The 24,668-nt window shown below is 50.8% G+C and carries 24 protein-coding genes; 8 read left to right on the forward strand and 16 right to left on the reverse strand.

Going from position 1 to position 24,668, the window contains the following annotated elements; all coding sequences use genetic code 11:
* Positions 1-33: 33 nt before the first annotated feature.
* Positions 34-711 (reverse strand): glutathione S-transferase family protein, encoded by a 678-nt coding sequence (locus NDA01_RS22460; RefSeq protein WP_348229713.1) that lies wholly within the window; start codon positions 709-711, stop codon positions 34-36.
* Positions 712-944: 233 nt separating this feature from the next.
* Between NDA01_RS22460 and NDA01_RS22465 the strand changes: the two genes are divergently transcribed.
* A complete protein-coding gene (locus NDA01_RS22465) occupies positions 945-1,766 on the forward strand; it encodes a dienelactone hydrolase family protein (RefSeq protein WP_431193491.1) in 822 nt (273 codons plus the stop codon).
* 90 nt (positions 1,767-1,856) lie between these two features.
* On the opposite strand, the gene NDA01_RS22470 is transcribed toward NDA01_RS22465, so the two are convergent.
* Together NDA01_RS22470 and NDA01_RS22475 are read right to left on the reverse strand one after the other, a co-directional pair.
* Positions 1,857-2,654 (reverse strand): SDR family oxidoreductase, encoded by a 798-nt coding sequence (locus NDA01_RS22470; protein WP_348229715.1) that lies wholly within the window; start codon positions 2,652-2,654, stop codon positions 1,857-1,859.
* Between the two features lie 47 nt (positions 2,655-2,701).
* Positions 2,702-4,537: an iron uptake porin gene (locus NDA01_RS22475; protein WP_348229716.1), complete on the reverse strand. Its 1,836-nt coding sequence runs from the start codon at positions 4,535-4,537 to the stop codon at positions 2,702-2,704.
* 511 nt (positions 4,538-5,048) lie between these two features.
* Between NDA01_RS22475 and NDA01_RS22480 the strand changes: the two genes are divergently transcribed.
* Together NDA01_RS22480 and NDA01_RS22485 are read left to right on the forward strand one after the other, a co-directional pair.
* Entirely contained in the window at positions 5,049-6,311 is a 1,263-nt protein-coding gene (locus NDA01_RS22480; protein WP_348229717.1) for an MFS transporter, read from the forward strand.
* A gap of 77 nt (positions 6,312-6,388) precedes the next feature.
* Entirely contained in the window at positions 6,389-7,369 is a 981-nt protein-coding gene (locus NDA01_RS22485; RefSeq protein ID WP_348229718.1) for an aldo/keto reductase, read from the forward strand.
* A 185-nt stretch (positions 7,370-7,554) separates the two neighbouring features.
* Here the strand turns inward: NDA01_RS22485 and NDA01_RS22490 are convergent, their stop codons facing one another.
* From NDA01_RS22490 to NDA01_RS22550, 13 genes are all read right to left on the reverse strand, one after another.
* On the reverse strand, positions 7,555-7,935 hold the full coding sequence (locus tag NDA01_RS22490) for a hypothetical protein (protein WP_348229719.1): 381 nt from the start codon (positions 7,933-7,935) through the stop codon (positions 7,555-7,557).
* Between the two features lie 168 nt (positions 7,936-8,103).
* Entirely contained in the window at positions 8,104-8,784 is a 681-nt protein-coding gene (locus NDA01_RS22495) for an HAD family hydrolase (RefSeq protein WP_348229720.1), read from the reverse strand.
* Between the two features lie 336 nt (positions 8,785-9,120).
* Positions 9,121-9,507: a tautomerase family protein gene (locus tag NDA01_RS22500; protein WP_348229721.1), complete on the reverse strand. Its 387-nt coding sequence runs from the start codon at positions 9,505-9,507 to the stop codon at positions 9,121-9,123.
* The gene (locus tag NDA01_RS22505) at positions 9,507-9,785 is read right to left on the reverse strand and encodes a hypothetical protein (RefSeq protein WP_348229722.1); all 279 of its coding nucleotides are present in this window, start codon (positions 9,783-9,785) and stop codon (positions 9,507-9,509) included. The genes NDA01_RS22500 and NDA01_RS22505 overlap by 1 nt, the downstream gene beginning before the upstream one ends.
* 80 nt (positions 9,786-9,865) lie before the next feature.
* Positions 9,866-10,312 carry a protein tyrosine phosphatase family protein gene (locus NDA01_RS22510; RefSeq protein WP_348229723.1) on the reverse strand — a complete coding sequence of 149 codons (447 nt, stop codon included), beginning with the start codon at positions 10,310-10,312 and terminating at the stop codon, positions 9,866-9,868.
* Between the two features lie 75 nt (positions 10,313-10,387).
* A complete protein-coding gene (locus NDA01_RS22515; RefSeq protein ID WP_348229724.1) occupies positions 10,388-11,116 on the reverse strand; it encodes a 2-phosphosulfolactate phosphatase in 729 nt (242 codons plus the stop codon).
* A gap of 17 nt (positions 11,117-11,133) precedes the next feature.
* Positions 11,134-12,237, reverse strand: a complete 1,104-nt coding sequence (locus NDA01_RS22520) for an aliphatic sulfonate ABC transporter substrate-binding protein (protein ID WP_348229725.1) — start codon at positions 12,235-12,237, stop codon at positions 11,134-11,136.
* 61 nt (positions 12,238-12,298) lie between these two features.
* On the reverse strand, positions 12,299-13,246 hold the full coding sequence (locus NDA01_RS22525; protein ID WP_431193492.1) for a TauD/TfdA dioxygenase family protein: 948 nt from the start codon (positions 13,244-13,246) through the stop codon (positions 12,299-12,301).
* A gap of 86 nt (positions 13,247-13,332) precedes the next feature.
* Entirely contained in the window at positions 13,333-14,703 is a 1,371-nt protein-coding gene (locus NDA01_RS22530) for an LLM class flavin-dependent oxidoreductase (protein WP_190562440.1), read from the reverse strand.
* Positions 14,704-15,014: 311 nt separating this feature from the next.
* Positions 15,015-16,328, reverse strand: a complete 1,314-nt coding sequence (locus NDA01_RS22535; RefSeq protein ID WP_348229726.1) for an MFS transporter — start codon at positions 16,326-16,328, stop codon at positions 15,015-15,017.
* A gap of 31 nt (positions 16,329-16,359) precedes the next feature.
* Positions 16,360-16,833: a MarR family winged helix-turn-helix transcriptional regulator gene (locus NDA01_RS22540; protein ID WP_348229727.1), complete on the reverse strand. Its 474-nt coding sequence runs from the start codon at positions 16,831-16,833 to the stop codon at positions 16,360-16,362.
* 114 nt (positions 16,834-16,947) lie between these two features.
* Complete coding sequence (locus tag NDA01_RS22545) at positions 16,948-17,802, reverse strand: ABC transporter permease (RefSeq protein ID WP_431193493.1); 855 nt, start codon at positions 17,800-17,802, stop codon at positions 16,948-16,950.
* A complete protein-coding gene (locus tag NDA01_RS22550) occupies positions 17,759-18,631 on the reverse strand; it encodes an ATP-binding cassette domain-containing protein (protein ID WP_348229728.1) in 873 nt (290 codons plus the stop codon). Before NDA01_RS22550 ends, NDA01_RS22545 begins: the two co-directional genes overlap by 44 nt.
* Positions 18,632-18,946: 315 nt before the next feature.
* Here NDA01_RS22550 and NDA01_RS22555 point away from each other — a divergent pair, with 315 nt between their 5' ends.
* From NDA01_RS22555 to NDA01_RS22575, 5 genes are read left to right on the forward strand one after another with little or no spacing between them, the layout of a single operon-like run.
* Positions 18,947-20,578, forward strand: coding sequence for an FAD-dependent oxidoreductase (locus NDA01_RS22555; protein WP_348229729.1), 1,632 nt, complete (start codon positions 18,947-18,949; stop codon positions 20,576-20,578).
* A complete protein-coding gene (locus NDA01_RS22560) occupies positions 20,575-20,991 on the forward strand; it encodes a 4Fe-4S binding protein (RefSeq protein WP_348229730.1) in 417 nt (138 codons plus the stop codon). The genes NDA01_RS22555 and NDA01_RS22560 overlap by 4 nt, the downstream gene beginning before the upstream one ends.
* 56 nt (positions 20,992-21,047) lie before the next feature.
* Positions 21,048-22,100, forward strand: coding sequence for an ABC transporter substrate-binding protein (locus NDA01_RS22565; RefSeq protein WP_348229731.1), 1,053 nt, complete (start codon positions 21,048-21,050; stop codon positions 22,098-22,100).
* Between the two features lie 35 nt (positions 22,101-22,135).
* Positions 22,136-23,773: an FAD-dependent oxidoreductase gene (locus tag NDA01_RS22570; protein ID WP_348229732.1), complete on the forward strand. Its 1,638-nt coding sequence runs from the start codon at positions 22,136-22,138 to the stop codon at positions 23,771-23,773.
* A 29-nt stretch (positions 23,774-23,802) separates the two neighbouring features.
* Positions 23,803-24,648: an NADPH-dependent oxidoreductase gene (locus NDA01_RS22575; RefSeq protein ID WP_348229733.1), complete on the forward strand. Its 846-nt coding sequence runs from the start codon at positions 23,803-23,805 to the stop codon at positions 24,646-24,648.
* The last annotated feature ends 20 nt before the right edge of the window (positions 24,649-24,668 follow it).

The raw sequence follows: 24,668 nt of genomic DNA on the forward strand, positions 1-24,668 counted from the left end.
CTCATCTACCCAAAAGGTAAAACTAGCAGAATCTTATTTTTGAGCTGCACCCACCGGAGCAGGTTCACCCAGAATTTTGGCAAAACGCTCCAAGTAGAACTCTGTGGAGTTGGCAACTGCTTGAATCGAGGGGCGATCGCGCACCACATTCCACCACTCTTGCAAACGTGGGGTTTCAGCAGGGAGATTAAAGTTGCGGAAATGCTCTAGCAAGGGGAGACGCTCAAACCAAGGATAAAAGCTGATATCAACCAAGTTCAACGATTCTCCCAACCAGTATTGTCCTTCAGACTTACCTAACCCTTCTTGCTCTAGATACAACAATGCTTCTAGAAACTCACGCTGTCCTTGTTCTCGCTCCTGTGCATCTTTGCCACGCAGGAACTTGCTAAACGCAGGTACAAAGCGGGTGTTGGCATAGTCAATCCAGATGCGGGCGATCGCTTTGGCTCCAGGATCGCGTGGCAGGAGGGGTGGTTCTGGAAATACTTCATCCAGATATTCGTTAATAATGGCAGACTCGTACAGCGTCAGATCGCCATGTTTGATTGCTGGAACTTTGCCGTAGTGGGAAATTTGGGTATATCCTTCTGGCTTGTTTTGTAAATCAATTTCGGTGGGCGTGAAGTCGATACCCTTTTCGAGTAGAACGACACGGGTGCGTTGGGCGAAAGTCGAGGCTTTCGCAAAATAAAGTTCAATCGTGCTCATAGACTTTTACTCAAAATAATACGGTTTGTCGAGCGAATTACCGTAGAATAAGTTTGAAGTATCACATAGCCCTGCTGCACATACAAGTACGTTCGATACAAAAATTAGATGCTTTACTAATTATTAGACTATCTAAACAAATTAAAAATAGCTGTAGGATAAACGTAATAGCCTTCAGGCCAATCTTCTAGGCCACAAGTCGAACCTTAACTAGATTTAAGAGCATGAAAGCAATGACACGTCGTGAATTTATTGCCACCACAACTCTAGCGACAGGTTTCACTTTGGCAGTGCAACCGATCGCGGAGAGCATTATCGCTACCGACCCCACAGGATTAATCGCAGGTGCGGTAAACATTCCCGTCAAAGATGGTGAAATTCCTGCTTACCGAGCGCAGCCTGCCACTGGAAAGAACTTTCCGATCGTTTTGGTGATTCAGGAAATTTTTGGGGTGCATCAACACATCCAGGATGCTTGCCGTCGGTTTGCCAAGCTGGGATATGTGGCGATCGCCCCTGAGCTATTTGCCCGTCAGGGAAATGTCTCTCAGTTAGATACCATTGATGAAATTCGTCAGGTGGTTGCTAAGGTGCCCGACGCGCAAGTGCTGTCTGATTTAGATGCCACCGTCAACTGGGCCGTGAAGTCATCCAATGGTAATTCAGATAAATTAGCGATCACAGGCTTCTGCTGGGGAGGGCGCATCACCTGGCTATACTCGGCGCACAATCCTCAAGTCAAGGCAGGAGTAGCGTGGTACGGGCGACTAGTCGGTAATACCAGTGAGCTCACGCCCAAGCACCCCGTTGATGTTGCCTCCAAACTCAAAGTACCTGTTCTCGGACTCTATGGCGGTCAGGATACAGGCATTCCCCTGGATACAGTGGAGCAGATGAGAGAGCAACTAAAAGCAAGCCGCAGCCAATCGGAAATCCTCGTCTACCCAGATGCGCCTCACGCCTTCTTTGCTGACTATCGCCCCTCCTACCGAGAAGTAGAGGCTAAGGATGGCTGGAAGCGGCTTCAGGCATGGTTTAAGCAGCACGGAGTTTAATCACATCCATAAAAAAATGGACGAAGCATTCAATTACTCACGAAATGCCTCGCCCAGGAGAGCACTTAATTTTCAGCACCTAGCACTCCGCTAGACACCCGGCGTAGTGCCACCATCTACCAGAATTTCGGCTCCTGTGATGGAAGCAGCCAAATCAGAGACTAGAAATAGAGCTAAGTTGGCAATTTCCTCGGGTTGCGCCACTTTCCCCAAAGGGATAGATTTCACCGTCTCAGCTTTGATTTCTGCCACGCTCACGCCTCGGATCTGGGCATTTTGTTCTGCCAAGCGATCGCCCCGCTCTGTTGCCGTTGCCCCCGGAGAGATGGCATTGATCCGGATGTTATGCTGAGCCAGCTCTTTGGCGATCCCGCGAGTAAAGTTGAGCAATGCAGCGTTTGTGGTGCCACCGGGAAGGAAGCTAGAGCGGGGGGTGCGTCCTGCTCCGCCGATGATATTGACAATTCTGCCATCCCGTCGCTGAATCTGATCAGGAATGACCGCTTTGACGAGGCGGATATAGCCCAACAGTTTGAGGTTCCAAGCATCTACAAAGGTTTGGTCTTCCAGCTCTAGAAACGTGCCAGCCTGAGCCGAGCCAGCATTGTTGAAGATATCAATTTGCCCAAAGGTTGCCAGCGTTTTTGACACCACAGTATCTACTCCCTCGGCTTGGGAGAGATCAGCGCTAATGGCAAGCACTTGGTTGCCTTGATTGGGTAACTCGCGAATTGCCTGAGCAGCTTGCTCCAATCGCTCTGGATTCCGAGCCGCGATCGCGACACTGACTCCTTCACGATACAGCGCTTTGGCAATGGCAAACCCAATGCCTGCACTGCCACCCGTGACGATCGCTGTTTTACCCGCTAGATTTAATTCCAAACCCATCGTTTGTCTCCTAATTGATCTAATGAATGGTGAGAAAGCATGAATGGCTAGAACGAGAAATTTGTCCGCAGTGCCCCCACCCAAATCGCATCATTTGCGTCGTTATGTTCTGGCGCAGTGACGACAAAGACATTCGGAGTGACACTAATGTTGTCTGTTAATCGGAGCGTGTAGAACGCTTCCAGATGCAGCGAGGTATCGACATCTTCGCGAGGAGCAGCTCCGGGTCTAGAGCGGTAATCATTACTGGTGGCTTTGGGTGGCACCCCAACCACAAACCCTCCTAAATTCCCTTTGGCAAACAGATCCGGGAATGCGACTGTAAGTGCCCCGTGTAAGATGGTGGCATCGTTATCTCCTCCACTTAATTGATGAGCGCGAGTGTACCCAAACCAACCACTCAGATTGAGTATGGGACGGGCTCTCCAGTTAAACTCCACACCAAAGTTATCGGAGGCTGTGGCTCGTTGGTCAAATGGGTTTCTGGCAAAGGCGCTGCCTGTGCCACCCGTGAGGTTAAAGCCTGTATTGTTACCAAAATACTTGCGCCCATAGGTCAATCCCAAGTCAAACTGAGGACTGGGAGAGAAGGTCAACTGGGCAATGGCGAGATTGTTGCCTTCAAAGATCCCTCGACCGCTCTCAGGCAAATTAGCTTGATTGTTATCCACTATGTAGCCCAGACCGAGTTGCAATTGGGGATTAAACTTGTAGGAAACAGCAGCACCCGCCCCATCAAACCCAGGCCGATACAAGGTGTGGTTGAAGGCGGCAAAGCGAGAACTTGCTCCTGTGGGTCCGCCTACTAGGGGGTTGAGAGTTGGTAAAAAGACAGCGGGTTGCAACGCTCTCGGACCAATCCAAGCAGTTAGCTTGTCATTTACCGGAAAGCGATAATACAAGCGATCGAGAAACAAATCGTTATCCTCAAAGGCACCCTGTCTCTCAAACCCAAAGCGGGTCATCTGTGTTCCCGTTTGGGAAGAAAAGTTAGGGATATTGCTGGCCTGTAAGCCTGTGGTCAGTTGGTCTTTTCCGGTGAAGCTGGTTTGCAACGTCAGGCGGGTACGGTGGGCGAAAAAGGTAGTTGTCTCATCTCTCGTATCGTCTTGGGGCGTATTATTGGCGCGATCGCCGAAGGTATCCGCCGCAATAAAGATGGCATCTCCTCTGAGTTGGGTGGTTGTCGAGAACTGCGGCTGTTCTAGCTTGGCAGTTTGCGCTTCTAAAGCATCGACTCGACCCCGCAGAGTTGCCAGTTCAGCGCCAAACTCCTCTTGTAACCGCCGAATCGTTGCCAAATCTTCAGCAGTCGGCCCTTCGGTGGCAGCGGCAATCAGTTCATTCACCCGGTCTAAGCAAGCATTTAAACCAGCAGCAAATTCATAGCGAGAGAGTGATCGATTTCCGCGATAGGTGCCATCAGGATAACCTGCAATGCAGCCGTAGCGCTCAACTAAAGACTGGAGTGCTTGAAAAGCCCAATCGGTAGGAGTGACATCCGAAAGCTGAGATACAGACGTAACCTGAGATAATGCCGGGCTAGGCGTGATAGATGTATCAATAGTAGAAATAGGTTCGCTGCTAGAAGGGACAGCTTGGCTAGGAAGGGCAGCTTGAGAGATTTGAACGCTCTCGCTGCTAGGAATATCTGGGGAAGGGACAGGTTGTGGTTGAGGCGTGATGTATGCGATCGCGGCCTGCTGTTCTGTTGAATGTTCTGTTGAAGCTGGAGATTCTGGCGTATTTGCCCAACTGTGGGCAGGAATCAACAATAACCCTAAAACTCCTAGGCCAAGCAAACTCAACCGCACCTCACGCAATTGCCACCGATGTTGCGACATAATAAACTTTCGTCCCCTCCAGTCGTAAGTAATAGTCATGAATAATGAATGAGCACCCACTTGGATGCGTCAAATTAGCAGCGTCTGCGATCGCGCTGCCAAACTAGATTTCAAGAATTTCTGTCACCGCTGAATCTAGTAGAAACTCGTTCTTGATTCAGCAGTGCTAAACTTTGCTCGGCATGTTTAGGACAAGAGATATACAGAACTGTAACCTGTTAATCTACGGTAAATCGATGGGATTACAGTATTTTCTTGTAGAAGTCATCGTTACATAGAGATGGGTGAAAAGCAAGCACATCGGTTTCAGATTTTTGACTAAATCTCTCGGTTAGGCCCAACGCGATCTGATTTTCTTTCTCATCCCTAGGATTGATTTAGCCACTTGATGCTATGGAGCCTTGACTAAACCAATTACTTTGGCAGACAATATCTCCACACATCAGTTAGATAATCTAACAATTTGGTCAACGATTAATTTTATCTTTTCTAAAAGCAGCCATCTCCGACGCGGCAATTCACGCTTCGGAGGTCACGGAAATCGTTTGCTATGCAATTGAACGGACTACAAAAAATCTGGTTCCAGGTGAGCCAGCAACTACCTGCCTTGCGATCGCGCAATTTTCGCCTCTATTTCATTGGCCAAAGCTTCTCCCTCTCAGGCACATTTATGACCCAAGTGGCTGTGCCTTGGGTAATTTATGATCTAACTCATTCTGCCTGGCTATTGGGTTTAACTGGATTCCTCGGCTTTCTGCCTACGTTGATTTTGACTCCTTTCTCAGGAGTTTTATCCGATCGCTGGAGTCGTAGATCTCTACTATTGCTGGCGCAGTTTATGGGAATTGCCGTTTCTTTCGCCTTAACCATTCTCACGTTTCTAAAGTTGGCTAGTTTTAAATCTCTCCTGATGCTCAGTATTTTGGCAGGCGTGGTGAAAGGGCTGGATATGCCTGTGCGTCATGCCTTTGTAGTGGAAATGGTGAACGAGCGCGAAGATTTGAGCAATGCGATCGCGCTGAATTCCGCCATGCTCAGCAGTTCTCGGCTGATTGGCCCTGCGATCGGTGGAATTTTGTTGGCAACAGTAGGCGCGGAATTTTGCTTCCTTTACGACAGCCTCAGCTATGTGGCAGCAATTCTGGCACTCTGGGCAATGCGATTAACGCCCCAGCCTATAGAAGCTCAAACTAGCAATAATTGGCAAAGACTGAAAGAAGGCTTCAGATACGTCTATACTTTTTTGCCAATTCGCTCAATTCTCCTATTGTTGACTGTGCAGGGCTTATTTGGCATCGCTTACATGGCACTCCTACCCATTTTTGCGGCGGATATTCTCCGAGGTGGCCCGGAAACAATGGGCTTTCTCACGGCAGCGGGGGCGATCGGTTCGGTATTTGCCTGTGTTTATCTCAGCTTACGGCGAGGCACTGAAGGGCTAGAGCGGTTGATCGCCCTCTGTCCTGCTGTAATCGGGCTAGGGTTGATTGCCTTCTCACAATCTAGAGTGGTGTGGGTTTCGCTGTTGCTGTTGGTGTTGGTGGGAAGTAGCAGCACGCTTCAGGTGGCTAGCAGCAACACAGTCATTCAAAGCCTGGTGGAGGATAGCAAACGGGGCAGAGTCATGAGCTTCTATGCCCTGTCACTTGTAGGAATGCTGCCTCTGAGTAACTTACTGGCAGGAAGCTTAGCTCAGGCGATCGGTGCCCCCAGTACGCTAGTTGTCTGCGGCAGCATTTGCATTCTGGGGTCGATTTGGTTCAGTCAACAATTACCTGCTGTCTCCCGTTGGATTCAACAAGAATTGCATTGAGGGGGATGGAGAACACCGAAACTGACAAATATATTGGCCCGAAACAGGGACAAAAATTTGCAAGGAGATATTGAGGGATGCAGTATATCAATCTCGGAAAAACTGGCTTAAAAGTTTCTCGCATTTGTTTAGGAACCATGACATACGGTTCTCCCCAGTGGCGAGATTGGGTGTTGCCTGAGGCAGAAAGCCGTCCCTTTATCCAAAGAGCCTTGGAAGCTGGGATCAACTTTTTTGATACGGCGGATATGTATTCCAAAGGCGTGAGTGAAGAGGTTTTAGGGCGATCGCTGAAAGACCTATCTCGGCGGGATCAAGTGGTAATTGCCACCAAAGTTTACAACCCAATGGGTCCTGGTCCCAACGATCGCGGCTTATCTCGCAAACACATTTTCGATAGCATTGACGCTTCCTTGCGACGGCTACAAACCGATTATGTGGATCTCTATCAAATTCACCGATGGGATGATGAAACACCCATTGAAGAAACTTTAGAAGCGCTGCATGATGTCGTCAAATCGGGCAAGGTGCGGTACATTGGTGCATCAAGTATGTATGCGTGGCAGTTTGCCAAAGCCCTCTACACTGCCGATTTGCACGGGTGGACGCGGTTTGTTTCCATGCAGAACCATTACAACTTGGTCTACCGCGAAGAGGAGCGAGAGATGCTGCCTCTATGCCGTGACCAAGGGATCGGTGTGATTCCTTGGAGTCCATTAGCACGAGGCTTTTTGGCAGGGAATCGGCAGCAGCGAGGAGACGGAGCCACAGCACGAGCCAAATCCGATGATTTTGCCCATCGGCTGTATTACGAGGAAGGTGATTTTCAAGTCGTAGATCGAGTCGTAGGACTAGCAAAAAATCGGGGAGTTGCCCCAGCGCAGATTGCCTTGGCGTGGTTGTTACACCAGCCTGGAGTCACAGCGCCGATCATTGGTGCGAGCAAACTGCAACACCTAGAGGATGCGATCGCGGCGATCGACCTCGCTTTAGATGCCACTGAACTCGCTGCCCTGGAGCAACCCTACCGACCTCATCCAGTATTGGGTCATGGCTAATCAGAAGCAGATCAAGAGACTTGCTTTTCTGAGTTGGCTATGGGATACTCAGGTCTATCTACGGTATCTCTATTGATTTACCGTAGTATCAGGCCAAAAAAATCTCCCAGCCATCAGCATGAATCTACTAGCCGCTTCCAGTTCAAAATCCCAACACTGGAAATAGCTGAGCAGAGCAGGTCTCATCAGTTATCAACATCACTAGAGGAGATCACAAAGTCTTGTACAATTTCGCGGAACTGCACCTCAACGACATTCAGGTAACCCTGATTATTTAAGGTGTCTGAGTTGACTAAGTTGCTCTGAATTCCTGCTTGCACCAGAGATTCTGGAGTGACTTGTCCTGCCGCGATCGCTTGAGTCAACGCTTGGCTAGAAGGAATTCCCTGATTACGGAAATGGCCTTGTTGAGCCAAGTTTACTAAGGTTACAGGAGGTGTTTGCCGAACTACATTGCTGTTTGCGGCATTGGATGTGGTTAATTCAGCAGCGATCGTAGGGGTTGCGGCTGTCGCGATCGCCATAGCAACAGCAGACAAGCTACCAAAAAGCACTTGCTTCATCATTAGTCTCCTAATTAACGATCAGAACTGGGCCAAATTGTTCAGATTGAACCTTGCTAATATTCAGTCTGAACAATTTTTCTGACTTTTGCACCTATCTTTTGACAATTTTTTCTTAAGATTATTCTGGCGAGCTTTTCTAGCATGCTTCAGCCTGATCTATTTATTCGTTTAGCCATGTCTGAGGACGCAGCCGCGATCGCACTCCAGCAGGACTGTTGGGATCTCAACAGGTGAATGAGCTAGCCCATCAGCACCATGCAGTGTTAGCTCCTCCACCGTTCCATAGCCGTAGGTGATCCCGATCGCGCTCATTCGATTCCGTTTTGCCCCAATCATGTCATGCTGGCGATCGCCAACCATCACAGCGTTACCAGATGCAAGCTGTTCGGTCTTAAGGATATGAGCAATCAAAGCATCTTTTTCACTGCGAGTGCCATCAAGCCCGCTACCATACACACCATCAAACAGGGTTGATAACTTAAAATGCTCAACAATTCGGATGGCATAAACCTGCGGTTTTGAAGTGGCAACCAAAGTCTGATAGCCAGCCGCCCGCAACGTTTCTAGCGTCTCTACAATTTGCGGATACAGGGAATTCTCAAATAACCCAATCGTGGCATAGCGATCGCGATAAAGCGTTATGGCTCGGTTAATCAAAACCTTGTCTGAGGTGTCTAGGAGCGTGGCGAAACTTTGTTGCAACGGTGGCCCAATACACCAAAGTAAGTCATCGACAGCGGGTGACGGATAACCCAGCTCAGAGAGGGCGTACTGAATACTGCAAGTAATACCCAGTTTGGGATCTGTGAGTGTTCCATCCAGGTCAAACAAGATCGCAGTGATAGGCATGTTTAATCACTTGAATTAATCATTTCGAGAAACAAGAACATTTGATTCTATCAGGCGGAATGTCTATTGTAGAAGTAGAAGTTAAACCTAAACTCTACAGTTAGGACATCCTATGTTTGAGCATTTAAGAGAGCAACATTATCAACAGGGTTGTCGCGATCGTGATCGTGGGTTATTACCCCAAATGCAAGGCTCTGTTTATTTAGAGGGATATCTGAAGGACAGACCGGAAGGCTTGGATGGAACAGTGCAATATTTCCCCACTATTGAGTCGTATTTGAAGTGGAAAAATAAAAGCTCTGAAACCCCCAAGCTGTAACCGATACAGTGATGCTTCTATACTTCAACGGTATAGTTGAGCTGATGCTCGTCTCCGGGCAATCCACGGAAACCCCAATTGTGTTTGGGGGTTTCAAAAATGGTGATCTCCAAGTCTTGAGTTGAGATGCCTAACGGTTGAACTCGCTCAAACAGGAGACGAATCAATCGCTTCTTAGCTTCTACACTACGGCCTTCCAACATACTCAGTTCAAGAATGGTATAGCGCTCTGTTCGGCCTGCAGGGTAGAAAAAATCCGAGGCATCCAGCGGGAAAAAACGATGTGCCCGCTTGTTAGGCGGATATTGCAGAGCATCCACGATACAAGAATGAATCACATCCGAAAGCTCTGGCTTAATTGGGTCAAGCTCGGATCGCAAGCCATAAACTTTGACTTGTACCATTACGATCCCTGGCTGTAGAGGCTACTGAGTTCTGGCAAATTGAAGTTTTGCACAAACTGAATTAAATCTTGGGGAAGTTGACTGATCTCCGTCAACAATTGATTGGGAGCGATGCCAAAAGCATATTGCAGCACTAAAACAATGGCCGCGATCGCTAAGATCGACCCCCAACTGGCATTTAGAACTTTAAATATAAGTCTGAGAAACAACAGCGAAACTGCGATCGCTGCCACTAAAAGTACTGTTTGTGTGTCTACAGCCGTGAGAAAACTGTCCATACGCCTAAAAGAGCGAGCACCTAGCAATGTGTCGGGATAACTTCATCATAAATGACACCGTTGCCTGATGGCTGCTATTGCTAGGAGTTGACTGTGGGGTTATTGGCGATCGCTTGCTCTAGCGCCTGTTTTAGCTTGGGGTTCGCATCGAGATCGATCCCGACTGCCTGGGCTCGTTCTATGGTTTGCTCCGAAGTCAATCCTTCTTGTTGGGCAATACTCAGAAGCGCCACGGCACTCGCCCGTAAGCCACCTGCACAGTGAATCAGCGTCGGTTTTGGCAGTTTATCCAGTTCGGTGACAATCGCCGCAAGTTGGGTTTCATCCAGTGTGGCGATCGCTAGGGGAGCATTGGCGTAAGCTAATCCCAAAGAGGTAACAATTTGTGCCTCTTTATTGAGAAAACCTTGTTCCTCAGGCGATCGCACATTCAAAACTGATTTAAACCCCGCTTGAGCAGCTTGCTCTAATTCCTCCGGTGTCACCTGTCCCGCAGCACTAAACTCTTGATTAATGGGTTTGACCATGATCTAAAAACCTCCTATCTTTTTACGCAATGTTTTTGGATACTGTCATACTATCTTGCTCGCCTGGAACCTGACTTAGACTGAATCACTGAGGCATCTATAAGCGCGATCGCATAAAGTTGGTACAGTATTGCTCACGCTCAACTCTGCGGCCAGCTCAACATCGGCTGCAAATCCTTTACCAATCAATTCTTGACCGGAACCGCATTGCTCTAAAAGGCATTTTAGATTAGGTTCAGCATAGCAATAAGCACTCACCGCCATTTCTGCTTCTGGTGACCAGCGGCCCTGAAGCTGAGAGATAATTGCTCCTGCTCCAACCCAATCTTCTAAGCAAGGACGGAGGCTACCATCTTGCCATTTTTCGCCCGCAGGGATGACCGCAATCCGCTGACCATAACGCATTGCTGCTAGCGCCACTGCCCGACCGTTTCGCAAACATCCCGCTAGGGTTGGGGTGGTTCCGGTAGCCAGACTGAGGGTTGAACCATTGGGTGAAGGGAGCACCAATCGAGTGCCATGAGGAATTTCGATTAAGGAGGTAGGAGATAGAGAATAAAGGCTGTGGCTGCCACGTTTACTGGCTAATTCTGCATCAACCAATTTGGCAAATGTCTCAGCAGTGTCATGGTTCCAGAGATAAGGAAAGACGATCGCACCCCGACTTGTGGCAATTTCAACACAGGTGGAAAACGAGAGAACATCGACAATGATCACGACATCACTAATAGGAGCCAGTTGCTCAACGCCTCTGACTCCCCACTCACACCGAATCTCAAAGTTAGATTGATCAAAGTCGCTCATCCAGTCGCGATCGCGCCCTATTGCTTAGCCAGCACCGCTTGAGGTGTGAATTTAGCATACTCTTCCGGTGTGAGAAACCCATCACGAACATTTACTTGCTTGGGAATCAACTTCAAGCTGTACCACAGACCAGCAACCTCCTCTTGTTTGGTGATCACAGCTTCCGTAATTGGTTGCAGCCCATAGTTATATTTCCCGTGCATGATTTCCAAAGTGGCGGGATCAAGCTGAGTCACAGGCGCTAGCAGTTGAGCCATTTCTTTGGGATGGTTTCTAGACCAATCTTCCGTCTTTTCGAGTTCTTCCAGAAACACCTTGATCACTTCCGGATGAGCTTGATAAAACTTGCGACTTGTCGTGTAGAAATTGCGTGTATCTCGTAGCTTTTCGCCATCGATCAGAATCCGTCCTGCACCGCTTTGCTCGGCTCTAGTGATATATGGGTCCCAGATGAACCAAGCATCTACTTTCCCCTGAGAAAATGCTACGTTCGCTTCAGGTGGCGGCAGAAAGACAGACTCCACATCATTCAGTGTCAGGCCTGCTTGTTCTAAGGCCTTCACCAACAAGTAGTGACCGATGGAGGCTTTTTGGAAGGCAATCCGCTTGCCCTTCAAGTCAGCCACACTCTTCACAGGTGAGTCTTTGGGTACTAGCAGTGCCACAGGCTTGCCATTGGTGTGCGTTGTGGCGACGTAGACCAACGGGGCTCCTGCCGCTTGGGCAAAAATTGCCGGAGACTCAGCGGTGTGGGCAATATCCAAACTGCCCGCATTCAAAGCCTCTAGCTGTTGGGGACCCGCAGCAAACTCGGTCCACTTCACCGTAAATCCTAGCGGCTCTAGTGCTTTGTCCAGAGTGCCTTGTTGTTCTAACACAGCTAGGGAAGACAATTGCTTAGAGCGTACTACTCGAAATTCTTGCTTCCCACCGCCGCTGTTACTAGCAGTACTGACATTGGCAGAAGTACCCTGTGATTGGGGTGCTGCATTATCCGACGGGGCAGTACAACTTGCCAGAGAAGTAGAGAGAGCCAGAGAATAACCGATGCAGAATAAGGCCGATCGCCGCGTGATTTTTGAACGCTGCCAAGCTGAAAATGTTTTGTTGAGACTCCACACTGATCAATACCTAACAAAAAAGATACATGAACCTGGAACGAGATGTTTAGCTAAAACTGGTTTAGGCAGTGACCGCGACAGGAGGCGTATAGGTAGAAGAATCTCCCTTAACCGCTTGGCTATGCTTACCATCGATCCCGACTGGGAGATCTCCGGCGATCGTGACTCGTTGCACCCGACGGGGTTGGTTTCCGTAATCCGCGATCGCGTAGTGTTGAGTGGCACGGTTATCCCAGAAGGCGACATCTCCTACTTTCCAGCGCCAACGCACGGTGTTCTCTGGACGGGTAACATAAGATTGCAACAGCCGCAGGATATCATCGGATTCAGTGGTGGATAAACCTTGAATTTGACGGACAAACCCACCAATGAATAACCCCCGCTCTCCCGATTCGGGATGCACACGCACAACTGGATGCAAGCTTTCGTAAACGGTGGAGGTAAAGACTTTCCTGTAGGCTTTCAGTTCTTCCGACAAGTTGACTGCGGCTTCGGCGTAGTCGTAAGCATTGCTGTGAACTGCCCAAAGACGATCGGCTAAGTTGCAGAGATGATCAGGTAAGTCTTGATAAGCGGTCACACTGTTGGCCCAGATGGTATCGCCACCTGCGGGAGGAATCTCGATCGCGCGTAACACAGAACCGAGGGGTGGGCGATCGACGAAGGTAACGTCGGTATGCCAGTTGTTGGCACGAGCCGTAGTACGGCCATAATCAAGGTCTAGAACTTCAGGATGTCCAGGGAGAGAGGGCACGGTGGGATGAGCCGTGGTCACTTCGCCAAACCGCCGAGCAAAGGCAACTTGCCCATCTGCATCCAGCGTTTGCCCCCGGAAGAAGATCACTTTGTATTGCACTAAAGCTTGGCGGATCTCCTGAATCACTGCATCACTGAGATCTGCACTAAGATCAACCCCAATGATCTTGGCTCCGATACGTCCAGCGATCGGTTTGACTTCAAAGCTTTGAGATTGGATCGTTTTGGTATCTTGGCTCAAAACTGCACTCATGATCGACTCCGATTACAAATAGGTTGGTGATTTCTAGGTGAGGGAGAAGGGCGATCGCGCCTCTCAACAATTAACTGCTAATGACATCAAGCAGAGGCACCCACTAGCTCAGGTGCATTTGCTTGGATAAACTGATTGGTAGGGCGAGGGAGACCCAAATTTTCCCGCAGGGTGCTGCCTTCGTATTCGGTGCGGAACAGACCGCGACGTTGGAGTTCCGGAATCACGAGATCGACAAATTCATCGAGTCCACCAGGGAGATAGGGCGGCATAATGTTGAAGCCATCGGCGGCATCGTTGACGAACCACTCTTCTAGTTGATCGGCAATCTGTTCTGGTGTACCGAGAATCTGGCGATGTCCGCGAGCCCCTGCGATCGCTTGATACAGTTGGCGGATGGTCAAGTTCTCTCGACGGGCCAAATCAGTCAGTAGTTTTTGGCGACTCTTACCACCGTTGGTTTCTGGCAAATCGGGCAAGGGGCCATCTAAAGGATATTGAGATAAATCAAAGCCACCAATCATTCCACTCAGCAAAGCCAACCCGACCTGTGGGTGAATTAAATCTTGAATCTGCTGGAATTTCTCCTTGGCTTCCTGCTCGGTTCTCCCGATTACCGGAAACACGCCAGGCATAATCTTTAGATGGTCGGGATTGCGGCCATACTGCGCTAATCTCCCTTTAACATCGGCATAGAATGCCTGAGCTTCTTCTAAAGTTTGTTGCGCGGTAAAGATCACCTCTGCGGTTTGGGCTGCCAGATTTTTGCCATCCTCCGACGATCCCGCTTGAATCAGCACCGGATATCCCTGAATCGGACGGGCCACATTTAGGGGACCCCGCACCGAGAAGTGAGTGCCTTTGTGGTTAGGGATATGTAACTTATCTGCTTCAAAGTAAACGCCAGAGTCTTTGTCACGCACAAAAGCATCATCTTCCCAACTATCCCAAAGCTTGGTGACGACCTCCACAAACTCACGAGCCCGCTCATACCGCAGCGTATGCTCCATGTGCTTGTCACGGTTGAAATTGAGCGCTTCCGCTTCCGTGGCAGAGGTCACCAAGTTCCAACCTGCGCGACCGCCACTGAGATAATCAAGAGAGGCAAACTTACGAGCGAGATGAAACGGTTCGTTGTAGGTGGTGGAAACGGTGGCAGTGAGACCAATCCGTTCCGTGACCGCAGACAGAGCAGACAGGAGGGTAAAAGGTTCAAAATGCACCACCTTCCCCGATCGACTCAATTCCTCAGAAGTTTGCCCGCGATCGCGCACTGCCACGCCATCTGCTAGAAAGAGCATGTCAAACTTGCCCCGTTCTGCGGTTTGGGCAATCTGCTTATAGTGTTGAAAATTTAATCCTCCATCGGCTTGAGCCTCCGGATGTCGCCATGACGCCACATGATGTCCTGAACCAGGCAAAAATGCCCCTAATCTTAGCTGTCTCTTTTTACTCATGCAAGTCTCTCTCCCATTGATAGGCGATCGCCAACTAGCGCCAAGTCTGACTGTTCTTGTTTTCTAGGCGCAATCACAAACTGAAGCGATTGACTCTCAATCGCTCGTGCTCAAACAACTCAATTGCTAGTTAATTCTGGAGGGCTGTGTTCAGGAGCCTGCTTAACTCCACTCCCGTTCAATCGTTCTAGATTGAAATTCACAAACTGTTAGGGTATCGAACTAAATATCGATAGAGTTATTCTCCGGTATATCTATCGATTTAGTCAAGATTAAATTTAAGAGGGCTAATTGGATGGTAAGCGATCGCTTCAAGCTGGTTGGTTTCCAGTATCCGGTTCGGATGGAGAAGCGGAACCAGACCTGTACTCATGCAAAGCCCCCAACTTCCGCAGGTTGGGAAAAATCAGGGCTGTGGCGATCACAACCGCGATTGTACCCACACCCCCACTGACCACTGCTAACACTGGCCCCAAGAGTGCTGCGGCTAAACCTGATTCAAAGGCTCCCAGCTCATTGGAGGCGCTGATAAAGACACCGTTGATTGCAGCCACTCGGCCCCGTAACTCATTGGGAGTGCGAATCTGAACTAAGATGTGACGGATGACAACGCTGATATTATCCAGCGCACCGCTCAGAGCCAGCATCAACAGAGATAGCCAGAACCAGCGAGACAACCCAAAGATAATTGTCACAACGCCAAAGCCAACCACGGACCATAGGAGCGCTTGGCCTGCTTTGCGAAAGGGTGGTAAATAGGTCAAAGTTGCGGCCATCACGAGTGCCCCAATGGAAGGGGCCGCTTGCAGCCAGCCCAACCCAACAGGCCCAACTTTAAGGATATCTTTGGCGTAAATAGGCAACAGGGCGACTGCTCCACCCAACAGCACCGCAAATAGATCCAGAGCGATCGCCGCCAGAATCAGTTGGTTTTGCCAAACAAATTTTGCCCCCGCTGATAGTGCCTTCACCGACAAAGGTTCGGTCGAACGAGTGGTGGAATGATCGCGCATGATGGCAACCAGACTGAAGCAGAGCAGGGCTGAGGTCGCCGCTAAAAGATAAGCTGCTGTGGCACTGCCTTGAGCTGCGATCGCCAGTCCACCTAAAGCAGGGCCAAAGACCGCTGCCAGTTGGAAACTGCTGCTATTCCAGGTGGCAGCATTAGTGTAAGCATGAGTAGGAACCAACTCCCAGCCCAACGCATCCGCCGCAGGTTTATTGAAGGCTCTGGCAATTCCCGTGACGAATAAACAGGCATAGACCAACGGAATTGCCCCTTGCGTGTAGGAGAGCACCGCTAGCCCCAGGGATGACAGACCCATGACCAGCATTGTCAGGAGCATGATCCGTTTGCGATCGCTGCGATCGGCTAAATGCCCCGCAAACAAAGTTAGAACCATGACGGGTACGACCTGCACTAAGCCGACACCACCCAAGGCCAAAGCTGATCCAGTGCGTTCGTAGAGTTCCCAGCCGACGGCAATGTTGCGGATCTGGAAGCCAATAAACAAAAAGACCCGTGCTAGGACAAACAGCCGATAATCGCGGAATCGGAGTGCCAGAAACGGATCAGGAGGATGGGCGATCGCATCATTCGCCGCGCGTTTTTTTCTAAACCACATGTTGAAAAATCGAAAAATAGTAAATATTCGTTTAGGTCGAGTCAGCGGATTGTTCAAACACTTGTTTCAGGAGCGACAATCCCGCTTCAACTTGGGTGATTTCCTCATCACTCAGGGAGGTCAGCAAATCGCCGATGTACAACCGAGTTTGGGCACGGGTTGCTTCCAGGTGTTCTTTGCCTGCTGGGGTTAACTTCAGCACCACTCGCCGCCGTTCTTCCGGGTGGTCACAGCGATCGACAAAATTGCGCTGCACTAGACGTTCGGTATTGGCTGAGGCTGTGGCCCGCGTCACACCTAAGTGGTCTGCCAGTTCTGACAGAGAAGCGCCGGGATTTTTATCGAGAAAGGCCAAGCTGCGGAATTGAGGCACTGAAATTTCTTCGTAAGAACCCCGCACCCGCATATCTGCTCGAATAAACCGCATCACGAGAGGGACAGTTTCCATCACTCTCGCCGCACATTGCTCTACAACCTTCTTCCGAGCAGGTTTTCTCGATCCCATTGGACGCTGATTCTCCCCAAGCCACAGATACGATGCATGATTTAGAGCACTCATTCTACTGTCTGTATGAATTGCCCTTTCTCTACTTTCGCTTAGATTGGGTGAAATAAGACACTACATGCCAACTTGGGGATAAAGTCGGCCACCAATGATCGTGAAAATGGTAACCACCAGCAATAAAATGGCGCAATCTAACCCAAACCCGTAGGTACTAGAACCATTTGCTAGCATCGTGCCTCGCAGGGCATCCACTTCATAGGTGAGTGGGTTGAGGTGAGAAAGCACCTGCAACCACTGGGGCATCAGAGTAATCGGATAAATGGCGTTGCTGGCGAAGAAGAGAGGCATCGTCATCAGTTGCCCCATGCCGTTGAATCGCTCTCGCGACTTCACTAAACAGGCAACGATTATCGAAAAGAGGGAAAAACAGGCTGCACCCAGCAACACAATCAGCACGACTCCGGCGATCGCCACGGGGCTAGGATTGAGCTTCACCCCTAACAGCAGCGATAACAGATAGACAATAGCCACCTGAGACAAGCTGCGAATCCCTGAAGCCAAGGCTTTGCCCAGCACCATTGCCTCCCGTGGCGTGGGGCTAACCAAAAACTTATGCACGATCCCCAGGTCTTTTTCCCAGATGATTGACATGCCGCCACTAAAAATGGAGACGAAGAGAACACTCTGAGCCAGAATTCCCGCCGCCATGAAATCCAGGTAAGGCAGATCCCCAGTAGGAATGCCGCGAATGCGAGTAAACACTTGACCGAAAATCAGCAACCAGAGCGTGGGTTGGACCGCTCGCAAAAACAAATCACTGGGATCGTGGCGGAGTTTGCGGACTTCTAGTTCTGTAATCACCAGCGTTTTGTTGATCAGTTCAGCGATCGCCCCCCATCCCCGACTCAGCGGATGCGATCTGGGCTTATCCCAACCGTTGAGTGGTACGTCGAGTTCTTGAAGTTTCACGGTAGCTAGCTCCTGTGGTTAATTGGTCTCCGGTGTAGTGGATAAACACGTCATCCAAGGTGGCATCACGCTGATTCAGTGAGGCTTTGAGCTCAGCAGGCGAACCTGTGGTAATCACGCTACCTTGGTGCATAATGGCAACGCGCTGACATAATGCATCTGCTTCATCCAGAAAGTGGGTGGTGAGAAATACAGTGGTGCCGTAATCGGCACAGAGTTGCCGCACCAAAGCCCAAACCGAGCTGCGAGCCAGCGGGTCTAGACCCACCGTGGGTTCATCCAGAAACAAAATTTGAGGACGATGCAAAATGGATTGCGTCACTTCCAGTCGCCGAATCATACCCCCAGAATAGGTACGCACCAGGCGATCGGCGGCATCCTGCAAACCCATGAATACCAGCAGTTCTCGAATCCGGCGATCGCGCTGACTGCGAGGAATGTCGTAGAGTTTGGCGAAAATGAGCAAATTCTCATACCCGGTTAAACTGCCATCGGCAGAGAGGGCTTGCGGCACATAGCCGATGACTCGCCGGACTGCTGAAGCTTGACGGGTGACATCAAAGCCTGCGATCGCTGCTTTGCCACTGGTAGCGGGGAGCAAGGTGGTGAGCATTTTGATCACTGTACTTTTGCCTGCCCCATTCGGCCCCAACAACCCAAAGACTTCACCCGGTTGTACTGCCAGATTCACGCCATTGACTGCGGTAAATTTGCCAAAGCGACGAATTAGGGCTTGGGTTTCCAAGAGTGGACGCTGACTGACCAAAGATGGAACGGGTGAAAAGGCTTCTGGCTCTGGAAATCCTGCATCTTGAATCGATTGCCTCATGGATACCGTTGTTTTCTAGTTAGACTCTCTAACAATTAGTAACATACCTATTTACTAATTCATTAGATTCTCTAACAATTAGTTAGCCGGATGTTTTGTTGGCGAAAATACTTGTATTTGCCCAGCGACTATGCCATACTCCAAAATTAATCTACGGTAAATCGGTAGATAAACAGTAGTATCTTGAGTAGAGCGGTATGACGGTTGGTTGTGGCAATTTGACCTGTAAGTAGTGAGTCAGTCCGCGTCTCTAGCGCTTGTGTGAGCGGGAAGGGCGGCTCAGCAAACTTGAATCTTTAGCCAAAGGGAAAGCACGTGAGTGGGAATTCTTCGACATTTGAGCAGCGATCGCAGGCGGCTGCGACCTTGCAACTAGAAACCGATGTCTTGGTGATTGGCGGAGGTCCAGCGGGAGCTTGGGCGGCCCACAACGCTGCGGCTAATGGCAGTCGCGTGGTGCTGGTGGATAAGGGCTACTGTGGCATCAGTGGCGCAACCGCAGCAGCAGGAACGAGCGTCTGGTATGTGTCCCCCGATCCCGAAAAGCGGGAAGCAGCAATGGCGAGTCGCGAAGCATTGGGTGGCTTCCTCTCCGATCGCACCTGGATGGAGCGCGTGTTAGACCGAGCCATGGCCAACCTGTACCAGTTGGGCGAATGGGGCTATCCTTTTCCGCTGGATACTCAGGGTCAGGCTTACTACCGATCGCTGCAACAGGGTGCGGAGTACATGCGCCTGATGCGAAAACGGATTAAGAAAGCGGGCGTGCAAATTCTCGATCACAGTCCCGCCCTGGAATTGCTGGTAGATGCTGATGGAGCTGTAGCGGGAGCCAGAGGAATTCAACGGCAAACGGGCGATCGCTGGATGGTGCAGGCAGGTGCGGTGATCATTGCCACCGGGGGCTGTGCATTTCTCAGCAAGGCGTTGGGTTGCAACGTCCTCACCGGAGATGGCTACCTCATGGCAGCGGAAGCAGGAGCAGAGCTGTCTGGCATGGAGTTTTCTAATGCCTATGCGCTCACACCTGCTTTTGGCTCCGTCACCAAAGGGGCGTTTTACCGCTGGGCCAAGTTCACCTATGCAGACGGCACCCTGATTGAAGGCGCAGGTTCTCAACGCGGGCGATCGGTAATTGCCAAAACCCTCTTAACGCAACCCGTGTATTGCACTCTCAGCGATACCCCCGCAGAAGTGCGGGATTGGATGCGGACGATTCAGCATAACTTCTTCTTACCGTTCGATCGCGCGGGGATTGATCCCTTCACCCACCGCTTCCCGGTGACGCTGCGCTTAGAAGGAACGGTTCGTGGCACTGGAGGAATTCGGATTACTGATTCTACCTGTGCGACTTCGGTGCGTGGACTCTATGCGGCAGGAGATGCGGCAACCCGAGAGTTAATCTGCGGTGGCTTTACCGGAGGTGGTAGCTATAACGCTGCTTGGGCCATGTCATCAGGATATTGGGCAGGAGAAGCGGCAGCAAAGTATACCCAAACTCTGGGAACCAATGCGAATCAGCGCACAGCGGAAGGAATTGGACAGGCGGCGGTGCGTTCTCATAGCTCCCAAACCGTGGCACCGCAGGATATTATTCGCGGCGTTCAGGCTGAAGTGGTGCCCTACGATCGCAACTTGTTCCGCACGACCCAAGGCTTGGCGCAATCTCTCAATCATCTGCACGAACTCTGGCAGGCGGTGCGGCATAGCGATGCACCCAGCGATCGCCAGGCAGTCCAAGCCCGCGAAGCTGCGGCAATGGTGGCAACGGCTCGCTGGATGTATACCTCGGCATTAGCCCGCACCGAAACCCGAGGTATGCACAAGCAGCAAGATTTCCCCGACGCTGATCCTAGCCAACAACGACGGTTGATTAGCGGTGGCTTAGATACCGTTTGGGTCAAGCCAGAACAAAACATTTCTACGAGGGAGTTAGTAACCCTGTGATTGAACTTGTCAGTGCCTCCCGTTGCATCCAATGCAACTTATGTGTCACGGCTTGCCCCACCAATGTCTTTGATAAAGTGCCTGGCAAGCCACCTACGATCGCTCGCAAAAGTGATTGTCAGACCTGTTTTATGTGCGAGCTGTATTGTCCGGTAGATGCCCTCTATGTAGCTCCCAACGCTGATGAATCAGTGCCTGTGGATGAAGCGGAATTAGTCGCCGCAGGTTTACTCGGGAGCTACCGAGAAGACATCGGTTGGGGAAAGGGACGCACCCCCGCCGCTAAGCAAGAGAAATCAGCTTACTACTATCCAGCCATGCAAAGTGGCAGTTCGTTACCAACTGACGCTCAGGGACGTATCCTGCCTTGGCAACCCACGTCTCAAACTCAAACTTCAGCCTCCGCTCAGTAATTCCGCGATCGCTGATCTCCTCTGGGCTAGAGAGTCACTATTTATTCACATAGATCATGATTCATCGACTTGGGCGACGCAAATTTCTCAATCACTTTCTCACCTCTTTGACCACCTATGCCCTGGTAGTCACGGCTGCAAGTTGTTCTTCGCAACAAAGCCAAATTAACTCTACGGCGATCGCTAATAGTGCTCCTGCTACCAGCTCAGTCGCCAAAGCTGGGGATCAGGCAGTGTTGCGCGTTGGCTTCATCAGTACCGAAAGTCGAGTGCCACTGGGTCCGGAAGGATGGGCGCACCAAAAAGGCTGGTGGAACCAAGAACTGCAAAACCTGGGGATTAAAGAAGTTCGCTTTGTGCCGTTTGATGGTGGACCTGCTTTGAATGAGGCTCTTTCCAGCGGGGCGCTAGACCTGGGCTTATATGGGGATACGCCAGCCTTGGTGGGGCGATCGGCGGGATTGCCCACAAAGCTGATCAATCAAACCCGTGTTGGTCAAGATGCTTGGTTGCTGACCAAACAAGATGGTGTGCGATCGCTAGCAGATCTCAAAGGCAAGAAGGTAGGCGTGGCGAAGGGCACTTATCTCCATCGCTATCTGATTGGTTTGCTAGAGGAGAACAAACTCACGTCAGACGTGAAAATTATCCAGATGAAACCCGCAGAAGCCAAAGTTGCGATCGAGCGGGGAGATATTGCGGCCTATCCGTTTGCAATGGGGGTAGGGCCAACCTTGTTAGAGCAGGGCTTCCGGGCGATCGACCAAGCCAGTACCCATGATGATTTGGTAGGAACCGGGGTCAGCATCGTCACAGAAGCGGCCTTAGCCAAATATCCAGAACTGCCTAAACAGTGGAACCAAACTCGGCAAAAAGCCTTGGCAGACATCAAAGCCAACTCAGAAGCTTTCTACCAATTTGCCGCTAAGGAGAGTGGAGGGTTGTCGTTGTCAGCGGCAAAAGCATCCTACCCTCTGAATCTCTACCCCACGGAACCTTTCAACGACAGAGGCTTGCAGCTCTTGAACTCGACCAAACAATTTTTAGCAGAGCAGCAGTTGTTGAAGTCTGATTTTGACATTAAAGATTGGCAAGCTGCGAATCCTTAATCCCTTTCCATATTTTGATCTGAAGGAGCGAATGTATGAATCGTCAAATCACGAGCGATGCCGCTTCCAGCCATGTTTCGGGCCTGAATTTGACTGCCGATGTCTTGGTGATTGGGGGTGGACCCTCTGGCGCTTGGGCCGCTTGGAGTGCTGCCAGCAATGGAGCCAAGGTGATCTTGGTAGATAAAGGCTACTGTGGCACCAGTGGCGCAGCCGCCGCATCAGGCAATGGGGTTTGGTATGTGGCCCCCGACCCAGAGCAACGGGAAGCAGCAATGGCGAGTCGCGAGGCGATGGGTGGTTTTTTGGCCCAGCGATCGTGGATGGAGCGAGTGCTCGATCGCACCTATGACAACATTAATTCTCTAGCGGATTTAGGATATTCTTTTCAGTCAGATGCCGAGGGCAAACCGATTCGGCGATCGCTGCAAGGCCCAGACTACATGCGCTTTATGCGAAAGCAGATCCGTCAGGCTGGGGTCAAAATCCTAGATCACAGCCCCGCCCTAGAATTGTTGGTAGATAGTGACGGAGCCGTTGCGGGGGCCAGTGGCATCAACCGGAATACCCAAGAATCTTGGACAGTGAAAGCAGGTGCCGTCGTGATTGCCACAGGCGGTTGTGCCTTCCTCAGCAAAGCCTTGGGTTGCAACGTGCTGACCGGAGATGGCTACTTGATGGCAGCCGAAGCAGGCGCTGACTTTTCCGGGATGGAATTCTCCAATGCCTATGCCATCTCTCCCGGTTTCTCCTCAGTCACCAAAACTCGTTTTTACGACTGGGCTTCCTTCACCTACGAAGATGGCACTGTGATCGAAGGTGCAGGCTCAAAGCGGGGGCGATCAGTGATTGCCAAGACACTGTTGAGCCAGCCTGTCTATGCTCGATTGGATCAGAACATGACCGAAGAGACGAAAGCCTGGATGCGGGGATCTCAACCCAACTTCTTTGTGGCCTTCGATCGTGCTGGAATTGATCCTTTCACCCAACACTTCCCGATCACGATGCGTCTGGAGGGCACCGTTCGCGGTACAGGTGGTATTCGCATCACCGATCGCACCTGCGCCACCTCTGTCCCCGGACTCTATGCCTCCGGAGATGCCGCCACTCGCGAATTAATCTGTGGTGGCTTTACTGGAGGGGGAAGCCACAATGCAGCCTGGGCCATGTCATCGGGGTATTGGGCAGGCCAATCTGCTGCCACCTTTGCCCAAAGTTTAGGAGAGCAAGCCACTCAGCGACGAGTGCAAGGCGTGGGGGCAGCAGGATTGCGAGGTGCAGGAGCGCGATCGCTAACTCCTCAGGAGACGATCGCCGCAACTCAAGCAGAAGTGATGCCCTACGATCGCAACTTGTTCCGCTCAGAGTCTGTGCTAAGCGAGTCGTTGGGTCGCTTAAACAGTTTGTGGCAGGAGATTCGCAATAGCGCCACACCCACTGCTAATGACGTGATTCGCTCTCGTGAAGCAGCAGCAATGGTCGCAACGGCTCGCTGGATGTATAGCAGTGGTTTGCAACGGCAAGAATCTCGCGGCATGCACAAACGCCTGGATTACCCCGACCAAGACCCCAACCAAAAGCACTACTTGATTAGCGGCGGCTTAGACCAAGTTTGGGTGAAAGCTGAGCCGATTCAACCTCAGGTAGCGGCACGAGAACTGGTCGCTTTATAACCCGAGACCAAAATCTATCTTTTCAGATCATGACCTTTACTGCACCTGCTCCAACTACTGCAGCTAACCTGCTACGCGATCGCTACGGTACAGCATTTGACCTCAGCCTAGAGGCTCCCTGGAACAGTAGCCTGACGACGCTGTTATCCCACCGCTCCGTCCGCTCTTATCTCTCTAAGCCACTACCCTCAGGAACGTTAGAAACGCTGATTGCGGCTGCCCAGTCTGCCTCTACTTCCTCCAATCTGCAAACTTGGAGTGTCGTAGCGATCGAAGATCCAGAGCGCAAAGACCGCTTAGCTCAACTAGCAGGGAATCAAGCCCATATCCGACAGGCTCCGCTATTTTTGGTTTGGTTAGCTGATCTGGCTCGCCCTACCCACATCGCGGCACAAAGAGGATTCGCTCACGACGGGCTGAACTATCTAGAGATGTTTTTGATGTCGGCGATCGATGCTACTCTGGCTGCCCAGAATGCTGCTGTGGCCGCAGAATCTCTCGATTTAGGCACTGTCTACATTGGCGGCATTCGCAACCAACCCGTCGCTGTGGCCGCAGAACTGGGTTTGCCGAAACAGGTTTTTGCGGTGTTCGGTCTCTGCGTTGGCTATCCCGATCCCGCCAAGCCCGCCGCGATTAAACCTCGTCTTCCTCAAGCCGCTGTGTTGCATCGCGAAACCTACAACCTGGAAGCCCAAGATGCCGCGATCGCCCATTACAACGAGCTCATGGCAGCCTTTTATGACCAGCAAAACATGAAGGTTGAAGGGGATTGGACCCAGCATTCTAGCGATCGCGTTGCCAGTGCCGAATCGTTACGCAATCGCGCTCATCTCCATGACATTCTGCATCAGCTCGGCTTTGAGCTGCGTTAATTTATCCTTGCTATTCAGTT

It is taken from the genome of Trichocoleus desertorum AS-A10, from assembly GCF_039962155.1.
GTDB lineage: Bacteria > Cyanobacteriota > Cyanobacteriia > FACHB-46 > FACHB-46 > Trichocoleus.